The sequence below is a fragment of the Flavobacterium glycines genome (assembly GCF_900100165.1).
Taxonomy (GTDB): domain Bacteria; phylum Bacteroidota; class Bacteroidia; order Flavobacteriales; family Flavobacteriaceae; genus Flavobacterium; species Flavobacterium glycines.
In genome coordinates this window covers 1,529,736-1,553,766 of sequence record NZ_FNEO01000001.1, presented here as the reverse complement: position 1 = coordinate 1,553,766, position 24,031 = coordinate 1,529,736, and the positions used below count along the sequence as shown (strand labels likewise).

Below are 24,031 nucleotides of genomic sequence, written 5' to 3'. Positions count from 1 at the left end.
AAAATAAACACACAATGATAAAAAGCAGTATCGATAAAGCAACTGGATTTGAAAAACGATTTGAGAACATTAATACAGTAGTTTTCGAAAATTCAAAAACAGCTTCTGTAGCCGTTGCACAGGAAATTGCGGCTTTAATTCGATTAAAACAAGAACAGAATGAACCCTGTGTACTGGGACTGGCGACCGGCTCATCTCCTAAAGGTTTGTATGCCGAACTTGTTAGAATGCACAAAGAAGAAGGTCTCAGTTTTAAGAATGTCATTACTTTCAATCTGGACGAATATTATCCAATGGAACCTGATTCCATCAATAGTTACGTTCGATTCATGAAAGAATTATTATTGGATCAGGTAGATATTTTACCCGAAAACTATCATATTCCTGACGGTACTTTGTCTAAAGAACAAATTCAGGATTATTGCGCCCAATATGAAGAAAAGATTGAAACCCTGGGCGGAATCGATTTACAAATACTGGGAATTGGAGGAAATGGCCATATTGGTTTTAACGAATCAGGTTCATTACAAAACTCTAAAACCAGATTGGTTGCCTTAGACCACATCACCAGAGTTGCAGCAAGTAAAGATTTTTCAGGTTTAAACAACACGCCCAGAACGGCCATTACCTTAGGAGTAAAAAAAATAATGGAGGCCAAAAGAGTCATTTTATTGGCTTGGGGTGAAGGAAAATCAAATATTGTCAAAGAATCTGCTGAAGGGACTGTAACCAATCTTGTTCCTGCTTCTTTCTTGCAGGAACATAATGATGCTGTTTTTGTATTAGATCAGGAAGCTGCTTCCAAACTAACCCGTATTAACAAACCATGGCTAGTTGAAAAAATTATTTGGACCGATAAATTGACACGAAAAGCAGTTTTAGGAATGGCTTTAGAATTAAAAAAACCAATTCTAAGACTAACAGATGCTGATTATATTGAAAATGGTATGAGTGATTTGTTAGCTGATTTGGGTCCTGCTTACAACATCAATATTGAAATTTTCAACAAATTACAACACACCATTACAGGTTGGCCGGGCGGTAAACCAAATGCTGACGACAGTAATCGACCTGAACGCGCCGAACCTGCCAGAAAAAGAGTGCTCATCTTCAGTCCGCATCCTGATGACGATATTATCAGTATGGGAGGAACTTTTATGCGTCTTCAGGAACAAGGACATGAAGTTCACGTTGCCTATCAAACCTCCGGTAACATTGCTGTTGCCGACAGTGAAGCCGAACGCTTTGCCCGTTTTGTATGTGATTACAATGAAAAATTTGAAATCAATAGTCCTGAAGCCGATTCAATTTATACTAAAGCTCATAATTTTTTAATTCATAAAAAAACAAGCCAAATTGATATTCCGGAAGTTAGACACCTTAAAGGTTTGATTCGAAAAGGCGAAGCACGTGCTACAGCCCATTTTGTAGGCCTTACAGACGAGCAAATTCATTTTATGAACTTACCCTTTTATGAAACCGGAACCATTGAAAAGAAACCATTGGGCAACGCTGACATCCAGCTGACTATGGATCTTATCGAAAAAATAAAACCGCATCAGATTTTTGCCGCAGGTGATTTAGCCGATCCGCATGGAACTCATAAAGTATGTTTGGACGCCATTCTGGAAGCAGTGAAAAATTTGAAATCAAAAGATTTTATGAAAGATTGCTGGTTATGGCTCTATCGTGGTGCCTGGCAGGAATGGGGAATTGACGAAATTGAAATGGCAGTACCAATGAGTCCTGATCAGGTTCTGGCTAAAAGACATGGAATTTTTAAACACCAATCACAAAAAGACGGAGTAGTATTCCAGGGAACTGACACCAGAGAATTTTGGCAAAGAGCCGAAGACCGAAACAAAGAAACAGCTGAATTATACGACCAATTAGGTTTGTCCAATTATGCTGCTATGGAAGCCTTTGTTAGGTGGAAATTTTAAAAACAAACCCTATTATTTTTTTGAAAAAAGCTGTGTGAATTCTATTTAATTCATGCAGCTTTTATGATAAATGACTACACAAACCTTAAAATTATAAAAATGAATTTATTTGATATAAAAGACAAAGTTGCCGTAATTACAGGAGGAACCGGAGTCCTGGGAAGTTCCATTGCAGAACACTTAGCTGCTTCGGGCGCAAAAATTGTAATTATTGGCAGAAAACAGGAAACAATAGACGAAACTATCAATAACTTAAAAAATAGTGGCTACGAAGCTCTGGGAATAGCTGCAAACATTCTTGATAAGGAATCTTTAATTGAAGCCAGAAAAAAAATCATCACACATTTCGGAAACATAGACATTCTTTTAAATGCAGCTGGCGGCAATATGCCTGGAGCAACTATAGGTCCAGACCAAACTATTTTTGATTTATCCATGGATGCTTTTCAAACAGTAACCGATTTAAACTTAAACGGCACTGTACTTCCTTCTATCGTTTTTGGTGAACATATGGCACAACAAAAAGAAGGTATCATTATCAATTTCTCTTCAATGACAGTGGAAAGAGCTGTAACACGAGTTGTGGGCTACTCAGCCTCTAAAGCAGCTATGGAAAATTTCACCAGATGGATGGCCGTAGAAATGGCCACGAAATTTAGTGACAAAATCCGTGTAAATGCAATAGCACCTGGCTTTTTTATTGGAAATCAAAATCGAAAACTATTAACTAACGACGACGGAACTTATACTGACAGAGGTAACAAAATCATTAATAACACCCCTATGAAACGATTTGGAGAAGCCAATGAATTAGCCGGGGCTATTCATTTTTTATGTAGCGATGCTTCTCAATTCATTACCGGAATTGTACTTCCTGTAGATGGTGGTTTTAGTGCCTTTAGCGGAGTTTAAAATATCACATACAAAAAAAACCTGTGAGGATTACTCTTCACAGGTTTTACAAACACTAAACTTATTATAAACTAACTTAATATAAAAAAACAATTTCCTAACCAAAAAAATTATTCTTCTGAAACTATAGGCCTTTTATCAACTTCAACGGCAACATTCATTAAATAAGCCACGCCATTTTCATTAATCATTGTCATATTAAGCGTATCTAACATTGCCAGTTTTTTAGTAACTAAACCATTAAACTTATTATAAGAAATATTCATTTCTTTCAAATTATTCAATTTCTCGATTGATAATGGAACTTGTCCTTGCAAATTATTTTCAAACAAACTAAAATTTGTTAACTGAGTTAAATTAACTACATCAGGGCTCAAAGTACCTGTTAATTTATTACTGTTTAACAAAACTTTTTTTAGAGATTTCATTTGATAAAATGAAGTTGGAATGGCTCCTTCTATTTCATTATTAAAAACAGCTAAAGTCTCTAAATTTTGCAAATTCCCAAGATTTGATGGTAATTCTCCACTAAGTCTGTTCATATACAATTCTAAACTGTTCAAATTACTTAAATTGCATATTGAAGCTGGTATGGCACCAGACAAAGTATTAAATGACAAGTCTAAAACTCTTAGTTCTTTCAGGTTCCCTAAACTTGACGGAATACCTCCGGAAAGATGATTTTTATGCAAAACCAATTCTTGCAAATTTTTCAAATCACCCAACTCATTCGGAATTTGACCCTCCAGATTGTTATCCTCTAAATTCAAGGCAACCACTTTATCATTAACTACCTTTACGCCTGACCAGCTGGCAACAGGCTTAGATAAATCCCATTTCATTTTCCATTGAGCACCATTAGTAGCTTCGTATAATTTTACAAGAATCTCTTTATCTGTAAGTGTCACATTTGCCATCATTGAAAGTGAGGACAAAAGAATCAAAAATGAAGTAACTATATTTTTCATAATTCCTATTTTTATTTTACAGGAATAAAAGTAGTAAAAAAATCGATTAACAACACAAAAAAATCGATAAAATACACATATATTTTATTTACAAGGTCTTTTTCTTACAGAAAAGTCATATTATAATTTATTTAATTAAAATTTTTATATTTGAAATACAAACCTATAAACCAAATCATTATGGAAATTAACTTTTTAGCATTAATTGTAGCTGCATTATCAACTCTGGTAATTGGATTTATCTGGTATAACCCAAAAGTATTTGGAACCATCTGGATGAAAGAATCAGGATTAACAGAAGAAAAGATGAAAGGAGCCAATATGCCGGTCATTTTTATCATGTCAATTTTCTTCGCTTTCCTGATAGCAATGTTTTTACAATTTGTAACCATTCATCAATGGGGTGCTTTTGGAATGATTGGAGGTGGCGGTGCAACAGATATTAAACCATCTTATGCTGCCTTTATGGCTGATTACGGAACTGCATTCCGATCATTTAGGCATGGTGCTTTACATGGTTTTCTTGCAGCGCTTTTCTTTGCTCTTCCCATGATTGCTACCAATGCTTTATTTGAAAGAAAAAGCTGGAAATATACCTTTATAAATGCCGGCTATTGGGCAGTATGTTTTACAATTATGGGTGGTATTATCTGTTCCTGGCAATAAAAACAAAACTACCTCCTCTGTAATATCACTTAAAAGAGGAGGTTTCTTTAAAACAATTTATCAATTGCTTTGGCTAAATCAAAATCCTTACCGGTTACCCCATTAGCATCATGCGTAGACAATCTTACCGAAACCTTATTATACACATTGTGCAATTCAGGATGATGATTTCGTGTTTCGGCTAACAAGCCGACCTGGACCATAAAAGCCAGAGCCTGATTAAAATTCTTAAACTCAAACTTTTTCTCGATTCCGTCGTTTAAAAAAGTCCAATTTTCCAATTCCGACAAAAGAGATTCTGCTGTTTTTTCATTATAAGTATTCATACTATTTCTTTTTGTATAAATTTAGTTATTTTGTAGCTTTTAACATTCGAATTAACTTAAAATAGTACCTTCGTCATCGAATAATTCCTCAAAATTTGAAATCATTATTTTCATTTAAAATTTACGACACCGTCAGGGACATACCTGCTGAGTGGGATATTTTGTCCAAAAAAAATATATTTCTCTCAAGAGATTATCTGCGTATTTTAGAAACTGCCGCTCCTGAAAACATGAGTTGCCGTTTCGTTACTTTATTGCATGAACAAGAAATTATAGGTATTTGTATTTCACAATTTTTGGATTTAAGCCAAATCCCTTCTTTTGGAGAAAGAGACCACTGTTTAAGAACCAAAATAAGGAATTTTGTTTTCAAAAAATTTGGTTCTAAAGTGCTTATCATAGGTAATAACATGCTTACGGGACAAAACGGAATCGCCTTTAGCAAAAAAGTACCCAGAGAAAACACCATCAAAGTATTAAAACAAGCCTCTAACGCTTTAGAGCTGTTATATCAAAAACAAGGTAAAAAACCACATCTTACTATATTTAAAGACTTTTCAGCAACACAACTTAAAGATTTTGATACCGCTGAATTTGATTCCTTCTACAGGTTTTCCACACAACCCAATATGATTTTTGACATAAAGGATTCCTGGGAAACTTTTGACAATTATCTGGCTGATCTTAATAAAAAATACCGCGATCAATACAAAAGAGCAAGGAAAAAATCGGATTCTTTGCACAAACAAAAAATGAGTCTTTCTGAAATTCAAAAACATAAAAAAGAAATTCACGACTTGTACATGAATGTCGCTAAAAAAGCTGCTTTTAATACCTTTTATCTGGGCGAAAATCATTTTGAAATTTTCAAAAAAAATCTAAAAGATCACTTTCTATTTTACGGCTATTTTAATGAAAATAAATTAATAGGTTTCAACACCTTAATTAAAAATGGCTCCGACATAGACACTTATTTTTTGGGTTACGACGAAGATTGCCAAAAAGAAAAAATGCTGTATCTCAATATGCTTTACGACATGATAGGCTATTCGATAAATAAAAAATACCACCGAATCATTTTTGCAAGAACAGCATTGGAAATTAAAAGTTCTGTAGGTGCCAAAGCCGTAGCTATGTTTGGATTAATCAGGCATAACAATCCTGTTTTAAATCTATTAGTGTCCAAAACTTTCAACTATTTTGAACCCAAAATTGCATGGCAGGAAAGAAATCCTTTTAAATAAAAAGATTAAACTTTAAACATTGCTACTTTTAATTTTCTGGGAATTATACTGATATCCAAATGATTTTCCGTTCCGCAAAATTCTCCGTCAATTTGAAAACTAACAGCTCTGTCTATCTGAATTACAGCCTTATCAGTAGAAACAACAATAACATCTTTGGATGAAACGGTAATTTGTCGCATCACAATTTTCATAAAAACGCTTAAGGTAATTTTCTTTAAAATTATTAATTCAAATTTCCCATCGCCCATAATCCCGATTGGATTAATTACCACTCCTGTTCCATATTTTTGAGAATTGGCTATAACAATCATTTGGGCTTTCGTTTCAATCCATTGTTGGTTTAATTTTATAGTTACATGAAAGGATTTCTCTGCATTAAACAAAGTATTAAAAACCTGCAATGCGTATCCTATTTTTCCGCGAATAGCACTTTTATGATAATTCTTAATCAACTCGGCATTCAACCCCAAATCACTTAAATGCAGGCACATTTTGCCGTTGATATTAATCCAATCAATTGCTACAAAATGATTTTGAAAAGCAATAGCGATATTCTCTTCCTCTGATCTTACCAAACCCAAATCTGTAGCTAATCCATTGGAAGAACCCACCGGCAGAATACCTAAAATTATATCTTCATTTTCTAAAGCTTCTGCCACTAGTTTTATCGTTCCGTCACCACCAGCAATCAAAACTCTTTCAGGACGATATTGGCGATAAAAATCTCTTATTCCCTGCAAATCATCATTACCGGTAGTTTCAAAGCAAAACAAATTCAATTGTAAATCCTGTGCATAATGAAATACCTGCTCAATCAAAGCCGTTTTATTAATCCCTCCCGAAACGGGATTTACTACCATTATCACATTATTTTTCAACATTTTACTTCCTATTTACTTTAAAATTAATTAAATTTAGAATACGCTACAAAAGAAAGTTGGTAAATGAAACCTATTATAAAATTATATCGCGGTTATGCTAACGAGCAGGAATTAATTGTCATGGGACATGTTTTCCTCCCAACCAAAAAAGCAGATTACGATTTTCAGGATAAAAATTTCAAAAATGCCAGCTCAATTATTGGAATGTATCGAATGAAAACCTGGTCTAATGCCGATATTTATTTAAAACACAATCAAAAAACCATCCATACCCGAACTCTTAAAGATGGTTATTTCAAATTTTGCATTCCGCTAGGTCAGGACAATTATGGCTGGGTGGAATACGAGGTAAGTCTGAATTATAAAAACGAAACCATTTGCTCGCGGGAATACTATATACGTCCAAAAGTAGATCACTTAGGTATCATTTCGGATATTGACGACACTTTTCTGGTTTCTTATACTTTAAATCCATTAAGGAAGTTGTACCATCTTTTATTTAGAAACGTAAACCGACGCAAAATTTTTGAGGATGTAACTGTACATTATCAGGCCCTGAGTCAATCGGGCAGAGATAATCATCAGGAACTGAATACTTTTTTTTATGTTTCCAGCAGCGAATGGAATCTGTACCGTTTTATCGTAAAGTTTACCGAAATTCACCAGTTACCCAAAGCCGTTTTATTGTTGAAAGATATCAAAACCAGTCTGACTCAGTTTTTCTGGACTGGCAGAGGCGGACACAATCATAAGTTTGAAAAGATCAAACACATTTTGGAATTTTATCCTAATCTCAAATACGTGCTCATAGGTGATGATTCACAAGAAGATCCTCTATTGTACGAAGCCATCGCTAAAATTTTCCCTTTAACGATTCAGGCCATTTACATTAGGCAAACTGCGGAACATAAAAAAGCCAAAGTACTTAAAACCCTGCAAAATCTGGAAAGCCTTTCGGTGGAAGTTTGCTATTTTAAGAAAAGTAAAGAAGCGATAGCGCATTCTAAGAAAATTGGGTTGATTAGCTAAACTAAAACATTATACCAACTATGTTAACTATTGAAAAAAAAGTTTAGAAACGAGACTTGACTTGAAACTATTTGTCAGTTTTTTTTATTATTCTACTAATAGAATAAACTAGGATAGTTATTATTATCAAAAAACAAAAAGAAGTTTCTTCTCCATATTTACTACTGAGAAATTCTAAAATTTTAATTATTGGAAAAAATATTAAATTAATTATTACACCTATACAAATTATTAAAATCAATATTTTAATGAATGCCCTCATATATTTTTAACTATTTTTTCAAAAAAAAATAAATATTAATCAATATTATGTCAAAACATTTCATTTATATGATTTAAAAGATTTTGCAAAAATATTTTCTCGTTCTACTTTAAAAGGTAAACAATATAGACTTATTAGCAATATAACTAAAAAAGTGATTCATAAAACTATTTTTATTTTTTTTATAAAAAAGACCTAACAGGTTTTTAAAACCTATTAGGTCAAGTCTTAAAGTCTCAACAATAAATTGCTAGATTAACTACAAATTATCTATTTCTTCCTGAACCAATTCCCAATCGATTAGTAATTGGTCTAAATCGGATTTCTTTTTATTATAAGCCTTAAAAAAAGCGGCATCTTCAATGTGTTTGTCGTAATTAGAAGCCAGCATTTTATCGTCGTTTTGAATGTCTTTTTCTAATTGTGAAATTTGGCTTTCAATTTTACTCAAACGGTTTTGTAATGTCTTGCCTTTCTTTTGGTCTTCGTAAGATACTTTTTTACTTTCCTTAGGCGCTACTGTTTTAACCACTTCTTTTTTCTCTACTTCACGCATGTTTTCCATATTGCGTTGCTCCAAGAAAAAGTTGATATCGCCTAAATATTCCTTTATTTTTTGATCTTTGAATTCATATACGATATTTGACATTCCCTGAAGGAAATCCCTGTCGTGAGAAACCAACAATAAAGTACCTCCAAATTTTTGCAAAGCGGCTTTCAACACGTTTTTAGACTTAATATCTAAGTGGTTGGTTGGCTCATCCATCAGCAATACATTGATAGGTTGCAACAATAATTTACATAATGCCAGACGGTTTCTCTCCCCTCCCGAAAGCACTTTTACTTTTTTCTCTACATCATCACCTCTAAATAAAAACGAACCCAACATATCGCGCACTTTAGAACGATTACTATCTAATGCGGCATCTTCCATCGTTTGCAACAAAGTAATTTCACCATCTAAATATTCCGCCTGATTTTGAGCAAAATAACCCAATTGTACATTATGACCCAATTTGATGTTTCCTTCGTATTCAAATTCGTTCACTAATGCCTTGATAAAAGTCGATTTTCCCTGACCATTTTGTCCCACAAAAGCAATTTTACTTCCACGTTCCACTAACAGCGAAATGTCTTTTAAAATGGTTTTATCTCCGTAAGATTTAGTTACATTTTCGGCTTCAATCACCACTTTTCCGGGTTCTTTAGAAACAGGAAACGAAATATTCATCACCGAATTATCGTCTTCATCCACTTCAATTCGCTCAACCTTATCCAATTTTTTAATTAAAGATTGTGCCATCGAAGATTTAGTAGCACTATATCGGAATCTGTCGATTAATTTCTGAGTTTCTTCTATTTTCTTTGCCTGGTTTTTTTGTGTTGCCAATTGTTTTTCACGAAGCTCCTGACGCAATTCTAAATATTCAGAATAAGGTTTGTTGAAATCGTAAGCTTTCCCCAAAGAAATCTCGATAGTTCTGTTAGTCACATTATCCAAAAACATTTTATCGTGCGACACAATGACCACCACTCCCGGATAATTACGAAGGAAATTTTCTAACCAAATGATACTTTCAATATCCAGGTGGTTTGTAGGCTCATCCAGTAACAACACATCGTTATTTTGCAATAACAGTTTCGCTAACTCGATACGCATACGCCATCCGCCCGAAAAAGTCTCTGTTTGATTGTCGAAAACCTCTCTTTTGAAACCTAAACCTAAAAGAATTTTTTCGGTATCCCCAACATAATTGTATCCGCCCAACAATTCAAAACGATGGGTGTAATCGGATAAATCTTCAATTATTTTACTGTATTCTTCACTTTCATAATCGGTTCTGGTAACCAATTGATGATTGATTTCTTCCAGTTTTTTCTCTACAAATTTGATTTCGGTAAAAGCTTCGTAGGCTTCTTCAAGAACAGTTCTTCCACGCTCAAAATCAATATCCTGACGCAAAAATCCCATTCGGATATCTTTCTCCTGAGAAATCACTCCCGAATCAGGTTTAAAATCGCCCGCAAGCATTTTTAACATGGTTGATTTTCCGGCACCATTTTTACCTACCAGACCTACCCTGTCTCCGGCTCCTAATCGAAAAGTTACTTCTTCAAACAAATAAGTACCACCAAACGAAACCGATAAATTGTGTATATTAAGCATATTTTGTGACTAATGTTACATCGGTACTTTTCCAAAAAATGTACCTTTGATAAAAATTTTTGCAAATGTTAAAAAAAGGATCCAAACTAAATAGCATTTTAACAGGAACTTGTCCTAAATGCCAAAATGAAAGTATGTATGTGGACAAAAATCCATTCAATCTGGCTAATGTTTTAAAAATGAACAGTAAATGTTCTCATTGTGGCTTAGTCTATCAAATTGAGCCTTCTTTTTTCTACGGAGCAATGTATGTGAGTTACGGACTAAATGTTGCTATTGGAATTGCTACTTTTATTATTTCATATCTGTTTTTCGGAGCATCAATGAAAAATTCATTTATTGCCATTGTTGCTACACTAATTATTTTAGGCCCTATGGTTTTGAGATGGTCCAGAAATATTTATATCAATATGTTTGTGCATTACGACCCCAATTTCAAAGCGTAAAATTATTTTTTACGCTTTTCAAAACGACATATATCAATTTCTTTGTCTAAAGGAATTCCATTTTCTATGTTTTCAAATAAAGCTTTCGCCATTGCAGGTCCCAGCATAACCCCTCTGGTCCCTAATCCATTTAAAACATGAATGGAAGAGCTTTTTGAATATGTTCCTACTATGGGTCTGCGGTCTCGTACTGTTGGACGAACCCCCGCAAAGTGTGATACAATTTCAAAATCACAATTAATGATTTCCCGGATACGTTCTACCAATTCCTGTTTCCCTTCTTCGGTAGGCATGTCGGTTTTATCTTTCCAATTATAGGTTGCGCCTACTTTGTACAAATCATTGCCTAAAGGGAGAATGAAGACAGATGTATTCACAATGACATCCAAATCTAAATCGGACGCTTTGATAATAAAAAGCTCTCCTTTGGTTCCATCCAAAGGCAAATGATTGAAATAAGGATTAGCATGTAAGCCAAAACCTTCAGCAAAAATGATATGTTTGGCTTCCCTATTTTTATAGCGAATACTATTCTCCAAAACTTCTAAAGCATCATAATCAAAAGTTTCCTGAAGTAAAAGCTGTTCTTTCAAAAGATACTTTTTATACTCTTCCAATAAAGAAGCCGTATCCACATAACCCGTATGCAGCACTTCACCATAATTAAATGGAGAATCAATACCGGCATATTTTTTTGTAATAATCGAAGTGGATAAAAAAGGTGATAAAGCAGGTTTATCAGAAGCAGCAAACCAGTTATTTTGTTCTTCAATGGAAAAAAATTTTCGAAGAATCGGTTTTTTAAAATCGACTTTAACAGCCAATTTTTGCTCCAAATCCGTATAAAATTGATTCATCAGCTCCAATTGTTCCTGTGCCTGCCAAACCTCACTAAAACGCTTTAAAATAACAGGATTATACAAACCTCCCGCTATTCTCGAAGAATTTTGCGAATCATCATTCACAACCAAAATACTTTTGTTATGAGCCAAAGCAATTTCGGCAAACGAAATACCGGCTAATCCACAACCTACAATCAAATAATCAATCATACCATTTTAATAAAGTGCAAAAATACAGAAAACAAAAAACTCCTACCATAAGGTAGGAGTTTTTATAATATTTATAATCACAATTAGTAATTCCACATATCCGACTCGAAATCACGAATTTTTTCTTTAACCCGTTCTGCTTCCAGCAATTGATTTTGAGCATTATCTTTCATGTATTCTTTGATTTCTCTATCGCCATAGACGTTTTCTTCTTTGTAAATCACACTATTAAAACGCCTTGAATTGAGTATTTGGTCAAAAGAAATTGGCATTGCCGAATTTTTATTATTAAAAGATTTGGCTTCATGCAAAACTTCTCTGGCATCAGGGAAGAAAATCCAGAACAACTCAATATAATCTTTCTCATCACTATTCATCGTGTACACATCAGGAGTAACAGGACAAATACCAAGCAAACGGTATTTCAGTTCACTTTGACGTTTGTCAAAATACCAAAATCCTTTGATTTTGTATTGCGTAACATCCTGCGCTGTCAAATCTGATTTCATGATATATTCTGCAGAAACTTTTTGACCGGCATTGATTTGTTCTCTACCCGCATCTGTTGTATCAATACGACTTAATGAAGCCTGAATATCTTTGAAAGTCTTTTTAGTATTGAAATAACTATCCGAATACACTTCAGTTATTGCACCGCTTTTTATAGCTCTTGTCAAAACATCATATAATGAACGTCTGTCTGAACCAATATTAGCAGTATCAATTGGGAAATAAAGAGGGAAGTTTATTCTCTCACTTAAATCGATGATTTCCCAAACCATTTTACCCATCAATACATCTCTATCATGTACATAACCATAAGCTAATGGCTTATCGTTGTCTGAAATCTGCTGAGCTTTGGTTTTCAAACCAATTTCTTCAGGAATTCTAGCATTCAGCAAATTTGACTGAGCATAAGAAGCTACTCCTCCAATTAAAGCGATTGCCATTATCAAAAAATTTCTCATATTCATCATAGTATCATTAATAAGAATTGATGTAAACTTCCAGGTAAAAGGTATTATTATTGAATTTCAAAAATTACCGGAGCTGTTCTTGGTAATAAATAACTACCGGCACCAACTAATTTTGTTTTAATTTCAGAAATGGTAACTTGATCTCCTCTTCCTGCTTTAGAAAGAACTGATTTACATTGTGCATTCAATCTGTTACCTTGTACAACTACTGTAGGCTGACCTGTAACTTTTAAATTAAATCCAACAACATCTAAATTAACATCAAAATCAAAGTCAACTAATTTTGCACCAACTGTAGCAATTTCAAGATTAGATTTAGGTCCTTTAACTACACCCATTTCACCTCTGATAGTACCTGTTGGTCCAGGAATACCTTTAATTCTGAATACTTTTTTATCAGAAACGGGTTGTCCGTTAGGTAATTTTGCACTAACATTAATTACTACCTCATTACCTCCTTGCGGACTCATATTGTATTTTCCATTTCCAACTTTAACCAAACCTGGAGCTGATGCATTCACATCTTTATCTGAAATTCCTGCAAATGAAACAGAGATTGGGTTAACCACTCCTCTATACACTACATTCATTTTATCAGCAGAAATGGTAGCAGAGTTTGGTTTTGGAACCACAACATATTTCCCTGAGAATTTCAAAGGAATCGTTTTTCCATCTTCAACAAATGTAAACTGACCTCCAAATGTTTGCTCTCCTATACCTCCGGCAGTTAAAGCAATTTTTGCTTGTCCTGTAGCAGGATCTAATCTTGCTCCTGTTACACTCTTAGGCTTAGTATTTTCATCTAAACGACCTAAAACCACTTTTCCTGTAACCTGTTCTCCCTGAAAATAAGCATTTTTATCTAAAACTACAACTGCCTGATAGTTGTTGTAAGATGCTGTTTCAACCGCAGCTTTTCCTAAAGCAATACTGTACACATCAGATTCCACTTTATTGATATCATTTTGCCAAGCTGACAATTTAGCTACAGTAGCAATAGCCGGAAAACCTTTAAAATGATACGCTAAAAACTTATCTTTTAAACCTTCCTTATTTTTAACATCAGAAAGGTCAAATTTTTCTTCAATTTCTTTAACAATACCGCTGTATTTTTTGTCAGTACCTAACGCAGTTTTTATATCCGCCTTGTATTGTTCGATAGTAGCAATAATTTCCTTCCCTTTTTTACCGTAACCTTCTCCGGTAAACCAATCATCAATATTATCTCCTTTATCCATTTCTTCATAAGGCAGTTTTCCGGTTTCCGGATCTACTTCATATCCTTTAGTAGCCTGCTCTTTTAAAGTATTGATATAGTTATAAAAATTATCAGTAATTGTTTTTACTTTATGAGCTGTTACTGCTGCTGTTGCAAATTCACCTTTAGCTTCAGCTGCTTTTGTCTCTAAAGCAACTAGCATTTGCTCATTAGTTTGTTTTGAATTTACATTTGAACTTTCAAATTTTTCGTTCATCAATCCAAAACCTGATATAACTTCTTTTGAAACATTCATTGCTAACATAGCGATGAAAACCAAATACATCAGGTTAATCATCTTCTGTCTAGGGGTTAGTTTTCCTCCTGCCATATTTTCTAATAATTAGTTGTGGGGTAATTTTTTTAAATAATCTTCGAACTTAATTATTATCATTATTGTTTATTGCTCATTGCAGAAAGCATACCTCCATAAACCTGGTTCAATGAAGAAATGTTTGCAGTCATCGATTGCATTTGCTCTTTCAATTTAGAAGCATTCTCAGCAATTTCTTTATTAGCTTCAGCATTTCTTGAAGCACTTTCTAACTGTACTTTATACAAACTATTTAAAGCTTCCATTTGAGCAGCAGCCATAGACAATTCGTCACTGTATTTTTTTGTAGCAGCAATTCCGTCAGCAGCAGGAGCAATACCTTTTGCAGCTGATTCGAAATTTTTAATACTATTACCTAAGCTAGACATTAATTCTCCATCAATTTTAGCTTCTTTAAGCATAGTATCTAATTTTTGAGACAACAATCCCTGAGCCTCAGAAGCAGATTCTGCTTTTGGTTTTCTGTTTGCATTTGGAGTTCCATTAGCCAATTCAGGATAAACTAATGTCCAGTCTAATTCATTTTCTACCGGTTCAAAAGCAGAAAGAGCAAAAATAAACGCCTCAGTTAATAATCCAATAGAAAGCATTAAAGTTCCTGTTAATGGTCCAATTTCAAAGTGCGTAATTTTAAAAAGAGCTCCAACAATTACTACTGCTGCTCCCATTCCGTATGCAAAGTTCATTGCTTTTTTACCTAGTAATGCCATAATTTTAAGTTTTAAATGTTTGTGTGTAGGTTATTTATTTTAATTTAACAATAGGGGTCTTATCTGTTTTTTCTTGCTTTTCCTGTTCCATTACCCGTGTTTTGAACACCCATGTAATCCTGAACTGTTCTAAATCCGATGAAACTTCTGGCTGAATCCGCGTATTCAAAATCTCTGGTACTTACCTGCAAGAAATAAGAAACATCTTTCCATGAACCACCGCGAACTACTTTTCTTTTATTTGACGCATCTAAAACGTTAGGGTTCATTGTAGATACATATTCGTAAGCATTTGGATCATAAGAAGAATCAGTCCACTCAGAAACGTTTCCGGCCATGTTATATAAGTTATAACCATTTGGCTCATACGATTTAGCTTCTACTGTATAAAGTGCCTGATCTGCAGCATAATCTCCTCTGTTAGGTTTGAAGTTCGCAAGGAAACAACCTCTGTCATTTTTAGTATAAGGACCTCCCCATGGATAAGTAGCTGATTCTAAACCACCACGAGCAGCATATTCCCACTCAGCTTCAGTAGGCAATCTGAAAGAATTAATCAAATCACGTCCACTTTTCTTAGATTTAATATAGCTGTTTTTATTCAAAGTTCTCCAGGCACAAAAAGCTTTAGCCTGTGTCCACTTCACACCTACAACAGGATAATCTCCATATGCTTTATGCCAGAAATAATCGTTATGCATTGGCTCATTATATGAATAAGCAAAATCTTTAATCCAAACCGTAGTATCCGGATACACTTTCACTTCTTCGTTTCTGATAAAATCTTTTCTTTTACCCACTTTAGCTTTTGCAGCAGCTTGGATATCCATCCAGGAATAACGAAACTTTAATTTATCTACATCTATCGTACGCAAACCATTATAAGCTTCCTCTAACGGGATATACATTGAATCCATTACCTCAACATAATATTCGTCCGGGTACTGCTTTGGATCTTTTATTAATTTTACTTTTTTGTTTAATTTTCTACCGGCATATATATCATCAGAAGTACCAACGCTATAATAATTATCATACATATACTTATCATAAGCCGTCATTTTTTCCGGATCAGCATCATTAAATGCAAAATCACCAATACTTCCTGCATTCTTTCCTTTCCCTTTAGAATCACCAGCTTTAACACCTTGCTCATCAGCTAAAATAGCCAATTTCATTCTGATTGTAGAATCTTTTACCCATTCCACAAACTGACGGTACTCACTATTTGTAATTTCAGTTTCATCCATATAAAAAGAACGAACTGTTACCGTTTTTGTCTGAGCATCCTGAACACCGGCAACATCTTCATCAGACTTACCCATAATATAAGCACCTCCAGGAACTAAAGCCATTCCATAAGGTTTCTCCGGATGCCATTTTGCACCTTTAACACCGACCAATTCACCTTTATCACTAGATTTCCCACAGCTTATTAAAAGTGACAAAATTGTCATAAACGTAATGAACTTCTTCATACAAATTCGGGTTATATATTCTTTATTTTTTTCGTTTGTAAACCTATTTATTATTTATTAATAAAACAATATTTTTTTCTTATAATTAAATACGTAGCCAAATGTAGAGTTAAATAAATTATAAAAAAAATATTTCATCGACAAAATGCTAAAAAAAACGATTAAAAACACTTTTTTATAAAAAAAGTAAGCTTTAAATTACAAATAAACTAATTTTAAATTTAACAAAATACGTAGTTTATTTACAAAAAAAACTTTCCTTAAATCACATTCTTTCTTTGTGCTTTCCACCATCTTTCTGGCAACTCCTGATTACAGGCCCCCAAATACTCTTCGTACGAACACGGTAATAACGTATTTCTTTTTAATTTATTATTCCCATTAGTAACAAAAGGTATTTCTATCCACCAACGGTCAGTACGATCACTTTTATAAAAAACCAGAGTCTCATCATCAATAGGAACACTATATTTTATGTAGTTTTCTCTACTACCAAAAGGATACTCATTAGAACGATAATGATAACCTTCTATGAAATACCAGATAATTTGTGAAATTAAAACAGATTCAAGTGCTGTATTATTATGATTAAAAACCCCAAACATGGACACTTTATCACTTATCCCTGCATATCTGGCTAAAGCACAAATTTCTTTTCCATTAAAACCGTTAGGCGCAAAAGAATTAAAATTCCCGGAATCAGCAGACTTTACAGCATTTAAATCCATACTAACAATATCTGCATCTCTAAAAACCGGCTCTGCGATTGCAATATTATTTGCGACTTCTCCAAGTCGATAACCATCAAAAAAAAGCTTTTCTATTAAGTCAATTTCTTCCTGCGAATTATAATAGGTTTGATAACCTATGTTGCAAAAATTAAATAAATTATTAGGTTCATCGATAATAATTCGACTCAAATAAGAATTATTCGACATCTCCTCATCTTCTTTCCCAAAGTCGAACTTACTATCAATCGATACTAAATTTACCATCTGCTCTAATTCGTCGTATGCACGATACAGAGAATAGGTCAAATCCTGAGAACCTCCAATAACAACAGGAATTATTTTCCTTTTAATCAAATCAGAAGCTACTTTACGCAAAGCAAAATAAGTATCTTCTTTAGTATTTCCTGGCAAAATATCTCCTAAATCAGCAATTGTAGCATCCCAATTTCCGGGAAACATACTATACAAATCCTTTCTGATAACAGCTAAATCTCCTGCATTTTCAATTTCAAGCACACTGCCTCGATTTTCTAAAACTCCTATTAAAGCAATTTTTACTTTATTCAAATCCGGAAATTCATCCTTAGTATGAAAAACTACTTTGCTCCCAAGTTGCTGAGAACTCAGAGACTTTAACAACACCAAGAATTCATCACTTATTGGTTCCAGAAAATCAAATCCCATCATAATATATCTATTCTTATTATTTTGCTTCCCAAGAATAACAGAGAAATACCTGTATTATTTCTTTTTAGTCGTAGTTTTCTTTGCTGCTGCTTTCTTTGCAGGTGCTTTTTTCGCCGGCGTTTTTTGAGCAATCATTTCCTGAACTTCAGCCAATGTCAATTTAGAAGCATCCACATCTTTACTCAATTCAATTTTGATTTTTCCTTTCAAAATCACCGAACGTCCCCATCTGGCTTTCTCAACTACAATTCCTTCTTCTTCCCAATTATGAATTACCTTATCAATATTTTTTTGCAATTTTTCTTCAATCAAAGCTTCAATATCTGCTTGTGACAAATTATCAAAATCATATTTCTTACTCACATTAATAAAAATACCATCCCATTTAATAAAAGGACCAAAACGTCCTGTCCCCTTTTGAACCGGTTCTCCTTTATAACTTGCAATTGGAGCATCGGCTTTTAATTTTTCATCGATTAATTCCTGCGCTCTTTCTTTAGTAACAGCTAGTGGATCTTCCCCTTTTGGTAATGAAATAAAAACACTTCCGTGACGCACATATGGACCAAAACGACCATTATTCACCTCTACTTCTTCATTTTTATAAGTTCCCAAAGCTTTAGGCAATAAAAATAAATTCAACGCATCTTCCAGAGTAATATTACCAATATTCTGTTCCTTCATCAAACTGGCAAATTTCTTATCTTCATCATCAGCATCACCAATTTGAGCCATAGGACCAAATTTCCCTAAACGAACAGAAACCTGTTTGCCCGTTGCAGGATCAACCCCTAAAATTCGCTCTCCACTTTCTCTGTCAGCATTGGCTTCAACATCTTTAACTGTTGGATGAAACTGATCGTAAAACTCCTGCATCATCTTAGCCCACTCGATATTTCCTTCGGCAATATCATCAAAATCCTGCTCAACTTTAGCAGTAAAATTATAATCCAGAATATTCCCGAAATTCTTAACTAAGAAATCCGTTACAATAGTTCCAATATCCGTAGGTACTAATTTTCCTTTATCCGAACCTGTATTTTCTTTCAACAACTTCTCAGCTACTTTTCCTGATTGTAAAGTAAGCTGCGTATAATTTCGTTCTTGTCCTTCCAGATTCCCTTTTTCAACATAATTTCTATTGATAATTGTAGAAATAGTTGGTGCATAAGTAGAAGGACGGCCAATTCCTAATTCCTCTAATTTTTTAACCAATGAGGCTTCAGTGTATCTTGCTGCCGGACGAGAATAACGCTCTGTAGCAGTAATAAAATTGTTCTGTAAATTTTCATTCACCTTCAAAGCAGGCAACATTCCCTCTTGTTCCTCTTCGTCATCATCGTGACCTTCTAAATACACTTTTAAGAAACCTTCAAAAAGCAATACTTCTCCTGAAGCAGTGAACAATTCATTATGGTTATTAGCCGCTATTTTAACATTGGTACGCTCTAATTGCGCATCACTCATTTGCGAAGCTAAAGTTCTTTTCCAGATCAAATCATACAAACGCGCTTGGTCTCTGTCGATATCAACAGTATGACGTGACATATCCGTCGGACGAATCGCTTCGTGTGCTTCCTGAGCTCCTTTGCTTTTGTTTGCAAACGATCTTGGGTTAGAAAACTCCTTCCCATAAGATTTTATAATTTCAGCCTGAGCTGCATCCATAGCCTCTTTAGAAAGATTCACGCTATCTGTTCTCATATAGGTTATCAATCCCGCTTCATACAAACGTTGCGCTAATTGCATTGTAATTCCAACAGGCAAATACAATTTACGCGCTGCCTCCTGCTGTAAGGTAGAAGTTGTAAAAGGTGCAGTTGGTGATTTTTTTGTAGGTTTTGTTTCTAAATCCGAAACCTTATAAGTAGAACCGATATTTTTATTTAAAAAATCTTCGGCTTCTTTTTTAGTATTGAAATTCTTAGGCAATTTAGCTTTAAATACTTTCCCTGCTTCGTTAGCAAATTCGGCAACAACCGAATAAGAAGCAACCGCTTTAAACTCCTGAATTTCACGCTCACGCTCTACAATCAAACGTACAGAAACCGACTGAACACGACCTGCCGAAAGTCCTCCTTTGATTTTTCTCCATAAAACCGGCGACAATTCATATCCTACCAATCTATCTAATACACGACGTGCCTGTTGTGCGTTAACCAAATTATAATCAATTTCACGAGGATTATCAATTGCTTTTAAAATCGCATTCTTAGTAATCTCATGAAAAACAATTCTTTTTGTTTTCTTTTTATCTAATTTTAATTCTTCCGCCAAGTGCCAGGAAATAGCCTCTCCTTCGCGGTCCTCATCACTTGCTAACCAAACCGTATCGGCATTTTTAGATAATGTTTTAAGTTTGCTTACCAAAGCTTTTTTATCGGAAGAAACTTCATATTTAGGCTTAAATCCATTTTCTACATCTACTCCTATTTCCTTAGAAGGTAAGTCGGCAATATGCCCATAACTTGACTCCACCTGGAAATCACTTCCTAAAAATTTCTCTATCGTTTTTGCCTTTGCAGGGGACTCAACTATTACTAAATTCTTTGCCATTGCTTAATTTTTCTCAGACAAAAGTATCCATTTTTTTTAAATACAAATACTTTCCATTTTATTTTTGAAAGAATTGAACACCTTCCTTAATTATAGACATTCACTATTTTTTGTCGACTCAATGCGATACAATTCGCTCTACCATATCCGATACCACAGTATTTTTAAGGAAATTATCCTAAATAATTTTTCTAACGAAACACAATCATTTTTCACAAAACATTTTCAACAAAAAATTATTTACCAAACACTACGTTATTGAAAAATCTTAAAATACAAACCGAAACAGCTTAAAAATAAATCAAAAATTACTGTTAATTCTTCATCTGACATCTTGTCATATCCGTTTGATTTCTCTTATCTTTGTACTTTGAAATAACTAAGAATGGAAAAGATTATAGAAGAGAGTAAACAAGGGGAAAGCCTTGTTCTGGAAAACAAACCTGAAAACAATAAAAAACTTTACATAGAAAGTTACGGCTGTGCAATGAATTTCTCAGACAGCGAAATAGTTGCATCTATTTTATCAAGTAACGGATACAATACTACTCAAGTTTTAGAAGAGGCCGATTTAGTTTTAGTAAACACCTGTTCGATTCGTGATAAAGCTGAGCAAACTATCCGTAAACGTTTAGAAAAATACAATGCTGTAAAACGCATTAATTCCAAAATGAAAGTAGGCGTTTTAGGCTGCATGGCTGAACGCTTAAAAAGCCAGTTTTTAGAACAGGAAAAAATTGTTGATTTAGTTGTAGGTCCTGATGCTTACAAAGATTTACCAAATCTTTTAAGCGAAGTCGAAGAAGGCAGAGACGCCATAAATGTTATTTTATCAAAAGAAGAAACCTATGGTGATATTTCACCTGTACGACTAATGAGCAATGGAATTACCGCTTTGGTTTCTATCACTCGCGGTTGTGACAATATGTGTACTTTTTGCGTAGTGCCTTTTACCAGAGGACGCGAAAGAAGTCGTGAACCACAAAGTATCATGGCCGAAATACAGGATTTATACGAAAAAGGTTTTAAAGAAGTAACTCTTTTAGGTCAAAATGTAGATAGCTATTTATGGTATGGCGGCGGATTGAAAAAAGATTTTGATAAAGCTTCTGAAATCCAAAAAGCTACTGCCGTTAATTTTGACCATTTATTAGAAATGGTTGCGCAGACATTCCCTAAAATGAGAATTCGTTTTTCGACTTCTAACCCACAGGACATGCACGAAAGTGTTCTGCATATAATTGCTAAATATCCAAATATCTGCAAACACATTCACCTGCCGGTACAATCAGGAAGCGACAGAATTCTAAAAGAAATGAACCGTTTACACACTCGTGAGGAATACATGACTTTAGTGGATAAAATAAAAACCATCATTCCGGGTTGTGCTATCACTCAAGATATGATTACGGGCTTCCCGACAGAAACTGAAGAAGATCATAAAGATACCTTAAGCTTAATGGAATATGTAAAATACAACTTCGGTTATATGTTTGCTTACTCTGAACGTCCGGGAACTTTGGCTGAAAGAAAAATGGAAGATGATGTTCCCGAAGAAACAAAATTAAGACGTCTTCAGGAAATAGTTGATTTACAACAACAACACTCTTTAATAAGCTGTCAGGAATTTATTGGTGAAACGGTTGAAGTGTTAATTGATAAAATTTCTAAAAAATCAGCAGCTGAATTTTCAGGAAGAAATTCACAAAACATGACGGTAGTCTTCCCTAAAGAAAATTACAAAATTGGTGAATTTGTAAATGTAAAAATCACTTCCTGTACCAGCGGAACATTAAAAGGGGAAGCGGTTGGTTATTCTGAAATGAATTAATTTATTTTTTGACCACTAATTGAGTTGAAATGACAAAAAAACAACTATTCATAGCAATAGCAACTTTTATAATTGGATTTGGAGTTACTTTCTATATTATCAGGACTTATTTCCCTAAACATAAAACAGAAAAAACAGCTCCAACCGATATACAAACAAAACCATAAAGTACTTTTTATTCATAATTAAAGTCATCTTAAGATTTAAAAAATCGGAAGAACTCGAAACCTGAAACAAAGAACACTTTAAACACAATAGCAATGGAATCAGTTCAAAATATAAAACAACGTTTTGAGATTATTGGGAATAACCCAAAGCTCAATCGTGCCATAGAGAAAGCCATCCAGGTAGCTCCTACTGACATTTCAGTATTGGTTACTGGAGAAAGTGGTGTGGGAAAAGAAAATATCCCAAGAATCATTCATTCGCTTTCGCACAGAAAACACGGCAAATACATTGCTGTAAACTGTGGAGCCATTCCGGAAGGAACTATTGACAGTGAACTTTTTGGTCATGAAAAAGGAGCTTTTACCGGAGCTACCAGCACTCGTGAAGGTTATTTTGAAGTTGCCAATGGCGGAACTATTTTCCTGGATGAAGTAGGTGAACTTCCTTTGACAACCCAAGTTCGTTTATTAAGAATTCTTGAAAATGGCGAATTCTTAAAAGTAGGTTCTTCACAGGTGCAAAAAACCGACGTACGAATTGTAGCTGCAACCAATGTCAATTTATTCAATGCTATCGAAAAAGGGAAATTTCGTGAAGATTTATACTATCGTTTAAGTACGGTAGAAATTGCTTTACCTCCTTTGAGAGAAAGAAAAGAAGACATCCATTTATTATTTAGAAAATTTGCCGCCGATTTTGCTCATAAATACAAAATGCCGCCATTAAAATTAGATGATAACGCAGTACAGCTTTTGCAAAAATACCGTTGGAGCGGAAACATTCGTCAGTTACGAAATGTTGCCGAACAAATTTCTGTCTTAGAAACAAATAGAGATATTTCGGGTGCTACACTACAATCTTACTTACCTCCTACTGAAGGCAGCAATCTCCCTTCGGTAATTAATCACAATAAGAGCGAAAGTGACTTCAGTACTGAAAGAGACATTTTATACAAAGTACTTTTTGACATGAAAAGTGATTTGAACGATTTAAAAAAACTTACTTTGGAGCTCATGAAAAGTGGTGCTGCCAAAGCACAGGATATCAATCCTAATTTAATTCAAAAAATATACGGTTCTAAAGAAGACAATGAAATTGAATTTGAAGAACAGCCTGTAACCGCAGTTGTAACACCAACTCACAACGAAAGTTATAACAATGCTGACGACAATTATCTTTTTGCCGAAACTATTGAAGAAGAAGAAGTATTGCGTTTAGAACAAAAAGAAATCGAAATGATTAAAAAATCCTTAGAAAAAAACAAAGGAAAAAGAAAAGCCGCTGCTGACGAATTAGGCATTTCTGAAAGAACACTTTACAGAAAAATTAAACAATTCGATTTATAAAATAATTAAACCACAACTTCAAAATTCCAAATTCCAATTATTATATTTGAACACAA

General features: G+C 34.1%; 20 protein-coding genes. 9 read left to right on the top strand and 11 right to left on the bottom strand.

All coding sequences use genetic code 11. The features are described 5' to 3' along the window. Positions 1-14 precede the first annotated feature (14 nt). Together nagB and BLR17_RS06280 are read left to right on the top strand one after the other, a co-directional pair. On the top strand, positions 15-1,943 hold the full coding sequence (nagB, locus tag BLR17_RS16410) for a glucosamine-6-phosphate deaminase (RefSeq protein WP_066326715.1): 1,929 nt from the start codon (positions 15-17) through the stop codon (positions 1,941-1,943). A 99-nt stretch (positions 1,944-2,042) separates the two neighbouring features. After that, on the top strand, positions 2,043-2,855 hold the full coding sequence (locus BLR17_RS06280) for an SDR family oxidoreductase (RefSeq protein ID WP_066326716.1): 813 nt from the start codon (positions 2,043-2,045) through the stop codon (positions 2,853-2,855). Between the two features lie 110 nt (positions 2,856-2,965). On the opposite strand, the gene BLR17_RS06275 is transcribed toward BLR17_RS06280, so the two are convergent. Beyond that, positions 2,966-3,823 carry a leucine-rich repeat domain-containing protein gene (locus BLR17_RS06275; RefSeq protein WP_066326717.1) on the bottom strand — a complete coding sequence of 286 codons (858 nt, stop codon included), beginning with the start codon at positions 3,821-3,823 and terminating at the stop codon, positions 2,966-2,968. Positions 3,824-4,003: 180 nt separating this feature from the next. Here BLR17_RS06275 and BLR17_RS06270 point away from each other — a divergent pair, with 180 nt between their 5' ends. Then, positions 4,004-4,489, top strand: a complete 486-nt coding sequence (locus BLR17_RS06270; RefSeq protein ID WP_066326718.1) for a DUF1761 domain-containing protein — start codon at positions 4,004-4,006, stop codon at positions 4,487-4,489. 47 nt (positions 4,490-4,536) lie between these two features. Here the strand turns inward: BLR17_RS06270 and BLR17_RS06265 are convergent, their stop codons facing one another. After that, complete coding sequence (locus BLR17_RS06265) at positions 4,537-4,815, bottom strand: 4a-hydroxytetrahydrobiopterin dehydratase (protein ID WP_066326719.1); 279 nt, start codon at positions 4,813-4,815, stop codon at positions 4,537-4,539. Positions 4,816-4,910: 95 nt separating this feature from the next. Here BLR17_RS06265 and BLR17_RS06260 point away from each other — a divergent pair, with 95 nt between their 5' ends. Continuing rightward, a complete protein-coding gene (locus BLR17_RS06260; RefSeq protein WP_066326720.1) occupies positions 4,911-6,059 on the top strand; it encodes a peptidogalycan biosysnthesis protein in 1,149 nt (382 codons plus the stop codon). Between the two features lie 5 nt (positions 6,060-6,064). Here BLR17_RS06260 and BLR17_RS06255 read toward each other — a convergent pair whose 3' ends face one another. Continuing rightward, positions 6,065-6,943, bottom strand: a complete 879-nt coding sequence (locus BLR17_RS06255; protein ID WP_307725423.1) for a diacylglycerol/lipid kinase family protein — start codon at positions 6,941-6,943, stop codon at positions 6,065-6,067. 63 nt (positions 6,944-7,006) lie between these two features. On the opposite strand from BLR17_RS06255, the gene BLR17_RS06250 reads away from it, so the two are divergent. Next, positions 7,007-7,972, top strand: a complete 966-nt coding sequence (locus BLR17_RS06250; RefSeq protein ID WP_066326721.1) for an App1 family protein — start codon at positions 7,007-7,009, stop codon at positions 7,970-7,972. Positions 7,973-8,493: 521 nt separating this feature from the next. Here the strand turns inward: BLR17_RS06250 and BLR17_RS06240 are convergent. Further along, complete coding sequence (locus tag BLR17_RS06240) at positions 8,494-10,401, bottom strand: ABC-F family ATP-binding cassette domain-containing protein (RefSeq protein ID WP_066326723.1); 1,908 nt, start codon at positions 10,399-10,401, stop codon at positions 8,494-8,496. A 65-nt stretch (positions 10,402-10,466) separates the two neighbouring features. Here BLR17_RS06240 and BLR17_RS06235 point away from each other — a divergent pair, with 65 nt between their 5' ends. After that, positions 10,467-10,847: a DUF983 domain-containing protein gene (locus BLR17_RS06235; protein ID WP_066326724.1), complete on the top strand. Its 381-nt coding sequence runs from the start codon at positions 10,467-10,469 to the stop codon at positions 10,845-10,847. 2 nt (positions 10,848-10,849) lie between these two features. Here BLR17_RS06235 and BLR17_RS06230 read toward each other — a convergent pair whose 3' ends face one another. From BLR17_RS06230 to topA, 7 genes are all read right to left on the bottom strand, one after another. Further along, positions 10,850-11,899: an NAD(P)/FAD-dependent oxidoreductase gene (locus BLR17_RS06230; protein WP_066326726.1), complete on the bottom strand. Its 1,050-nt coding sequence runs from the start codon at positions 11,897-11,899 to the stop codon at positions 10,850-10,852. An 83-nt stretch (positions 11,900-11,982) separates the two neighbouring features. Continuing rightward, complete coding sequence (gene porN / locus BLR17_RS06225; RefSeq protein ID WP_066327516.1) at positions 11,983-12,873, bottom strand: type IX secretion system ring subunit PorN/GldN; 891 nt, start codon at positions 12,871-12,873, stop codon at positions 11,983-11,985. 50 nt (positions 12,874-12,923) lie between these two features. Then, positions 12,924-14,465 (bottom strand): type IX secretion system motor protein PorM/GldM, encoded by a 1,542-nt coding sequence (porM, locus tag BLR17_RS06220; protein WP_066326727.1) that lies wholly within the window; start codon positions 14,463-14,465, stop codon positions 12,924-12,926. Positions 14,466-14,527: 62 nt separating this feature from the next. Continuing rightward, positions 14,528-15,178, bottom strand: coding sequence for a type IX secretion system motor protein PorL/GldL (gene porL, locus BLR17_RS06215; protein WP_066326728.1), 651 nt, complete (start codon positions 15,176-15,178; stop codon positions 14,528-14,530). Positions 15,179-15,237: 59 nt separating this feature from the next. Beyond that, complete coding sequence (gene porK / locus BLR17_RS06210) at positions 15,238-16,656, bottom strand: T9SS ring complex lipoprotein PorK/GldK (protein ID WP_066326729.1); 1,419 nt, start codon at positions 16,654-16,656, stop codon at positions 15,238-15,240. 260 nt (positions 16,657-16,916) lie between these two features. Then, positions 16,917-18,071: a formimidoylglutamase gene (locus BLR17_RS06205; protein WP_066327518.1), complete on the bottom strand. Its 1,155-nt coding sequence runs from the start codon at positions 18,069-18,071 to the stop codon at positions 16,917-16,919. Between the two features lie 57 nt (positions 18,072-18,128). After that, the gene (gene topA, locus BLR17_RS06200; protein ID WP_066326730.1) at positions 18,129-20,630 is read right to left on the bottom strand and encodes a type I DNA topoisomerase; all 2,502 of its coding nucleotides are present in this window, start codon (positions 20,628-20,630) and stop codon (positions 18,129-18,131) included. 385 nt (positions 20,631-21,015) lie between these two features. Here topA and miaB point away from each other — a divergent pair, with 385 nt between their 5' ends. From miaB to BLR17_RS06190, 3 genes are all read left to right on the top strand, one after another. Beyond that, a complete protein-coding gene (gene miaB / locus BLR17_RS06195; RefSeq protein WP_066326731.1) occupies positions 21,016-22,461 on the top strand; it encodes a tRNA (N6-isopentenyl adenosine(37)-C2)-methylthiotransferase MiaB in 1,446 nt (481 codons plus the stop codon). A 29-nt stretch (positions 22,462-22,490) separates the two neighbouring features. Next, positions 22,491-22,628, top strand: coding sequence for a hypothetical protein (locus BLR17_RS16480; RefSeq protein ID WP_169817151.1), 138 nt, complete (start codon positions 22,491-22,493; stop codon positions 22,626-22,628). A 93-nt stretch (positions 22,629-22,721) separates the two neighbouring features. Next, positions 22,722-23,975: a sigma-54 interaction domain-containing protein gene (locus BLR17_RS06190; protein WP_066326732.1), complete on the top strand. Its 1,254-nt coding sequence runs from the start codon at positions 22,722-22,724 to the stop codon at positions 23,973-23,975. Positions 23,976-24,031 lie beyond the last annotated feature (56 nt).

Excerpts from the sequence above, each read along its gene's own strand:
- nagB (WP_066326715.1), top strand. The coding sequence starts at position 15 with ATGATAAAAAGCAGTATCGATAAAGCAACTGGATTTGAAAAACGATTT.
- BLR17_RS06280 (WP_066326716.1), top strand. The coding sequence starts at position 2,043 with ATGAATTTATTTGATATAAAAGACAAAGTTGCCGTAATTACAGGAGGA.
- BLR17_RS06275 (WP_066326717.1), bottom strand. The coding sequence starts at position 3,823 with ATGAAAAATATAGTTACTTCATTTTTGATTCTTTTGTCCTCACTTTCA.
- BLR17_RS06270 (WP_066326718.1), top strand. The coding sequence starts at position 4,004 with ATGGAAATTAACTTTTTAGCATTAATTGTAGCTGCATTATCAACTCTG.
- BLR17_RS06265 (WP_066326719.1), bottom strand. The coding sequence starts at position 4,815 with ATGAATACTTATAATGAAAAAACAGCAGAATCTCTTTTGTCGGAATTG.
- BLR17_RS06255 (WP_307725423.1), bottom strand. The coding sequence starts at position 6,943 with ATGTTGAAAAATAATGTGATAATGGTAGTAAATCCCGTTTCGGGAGGG.
- BLR17_RS06250 (WP_066326721.1), top strand. The coding sequence starts at position 7,007 with ATGAAACCTATTATAAAATTATATCGCGGTTATGCTAACGAGCAGGAA.
- BLR17_RS06240 (WP_066326723.1), bottom strand. The coding sequence starts at position 10,401 with ATGCTTAATATACACAATTTATCGGTTTCGTTTGGTGGTACTTATTTG.
- BLR17_RS06235 (WP_066326724.1), top strand. The coding sequence starts at position 10,467 with ATGTTAAAAAAAGGATCCAAACTAAATAGCATTTTAACAGGAACTTGT.
- BLR17_RS06230 (WP_066326726.1), bottom strand. The coding sequence starts at position 11,899 with ATGATTGATTATTTGATTGTAGGTTGTGGATTAGCCGGTATTTCGTTT.
- porN (WP_066327516.1), bottom strand. The coding sequence starts at position 12,873 with ATGAATATGAGAAATTTTTTGATAATGGCAATCGCTTTAATTGGAGGA.
- porM (WP_066326727.1), bottom strand. The coding sequence starts at position 14,465 with ATGGCAGGAGGAAAACTAACCCCTAGACAGAAGATGATTAACCTGATG.
- porL (WP_066326728.1), bottom strand. The coding sequence starts at position 15,178 with ATGGCATTACTAGGTAAAAAAGCAATGAACTTTGCATACGGAATGGGA.
- porK (WP_066326729.1), bottom strand. The coding sequence starts at position 16,656 with ATGAAGAAGTTCATTACGTTTATGACAATTTTGTCACTTTTAATAAGC.
- BLR17_RS06205 (WP_066327518.1), bottom strand. The coding sequence starts at position 18,071 with ATGGGATTTGATTTTCTGGAACCAATAAGTGATGAATTCTTGGTGTTG.
- topA (WP_066326730.1), bottom strand. The coding sequence starts at position 20,630 with ATGGCAAAGAATTTAGTAATAGTTGAGTCCCCTGCAAAGGCAAAAACG.
- miaB (WP_066326731.1), top strand. The coding sequence starts at position 21,016 with ATGGAAAAGATTATAGAAGAGAGTAAACAAGGGGAAAGCCTTGTTCTG.
- BLR17_RS16480 (WP_169817151.1), top strand. The coding sequence starts at position 22,491 with ATGACAAAAAAACAACTATTCATAGCAATAGCAACTTTTATAATTGGA.
- BLR17_RS06190 (WP_066326732.1), top strand. The coding sequence starts at position 22,722 with ATGGAATCAGTTCAAAATATAAAACAACGTTTTGAGATTATTGGGAAT.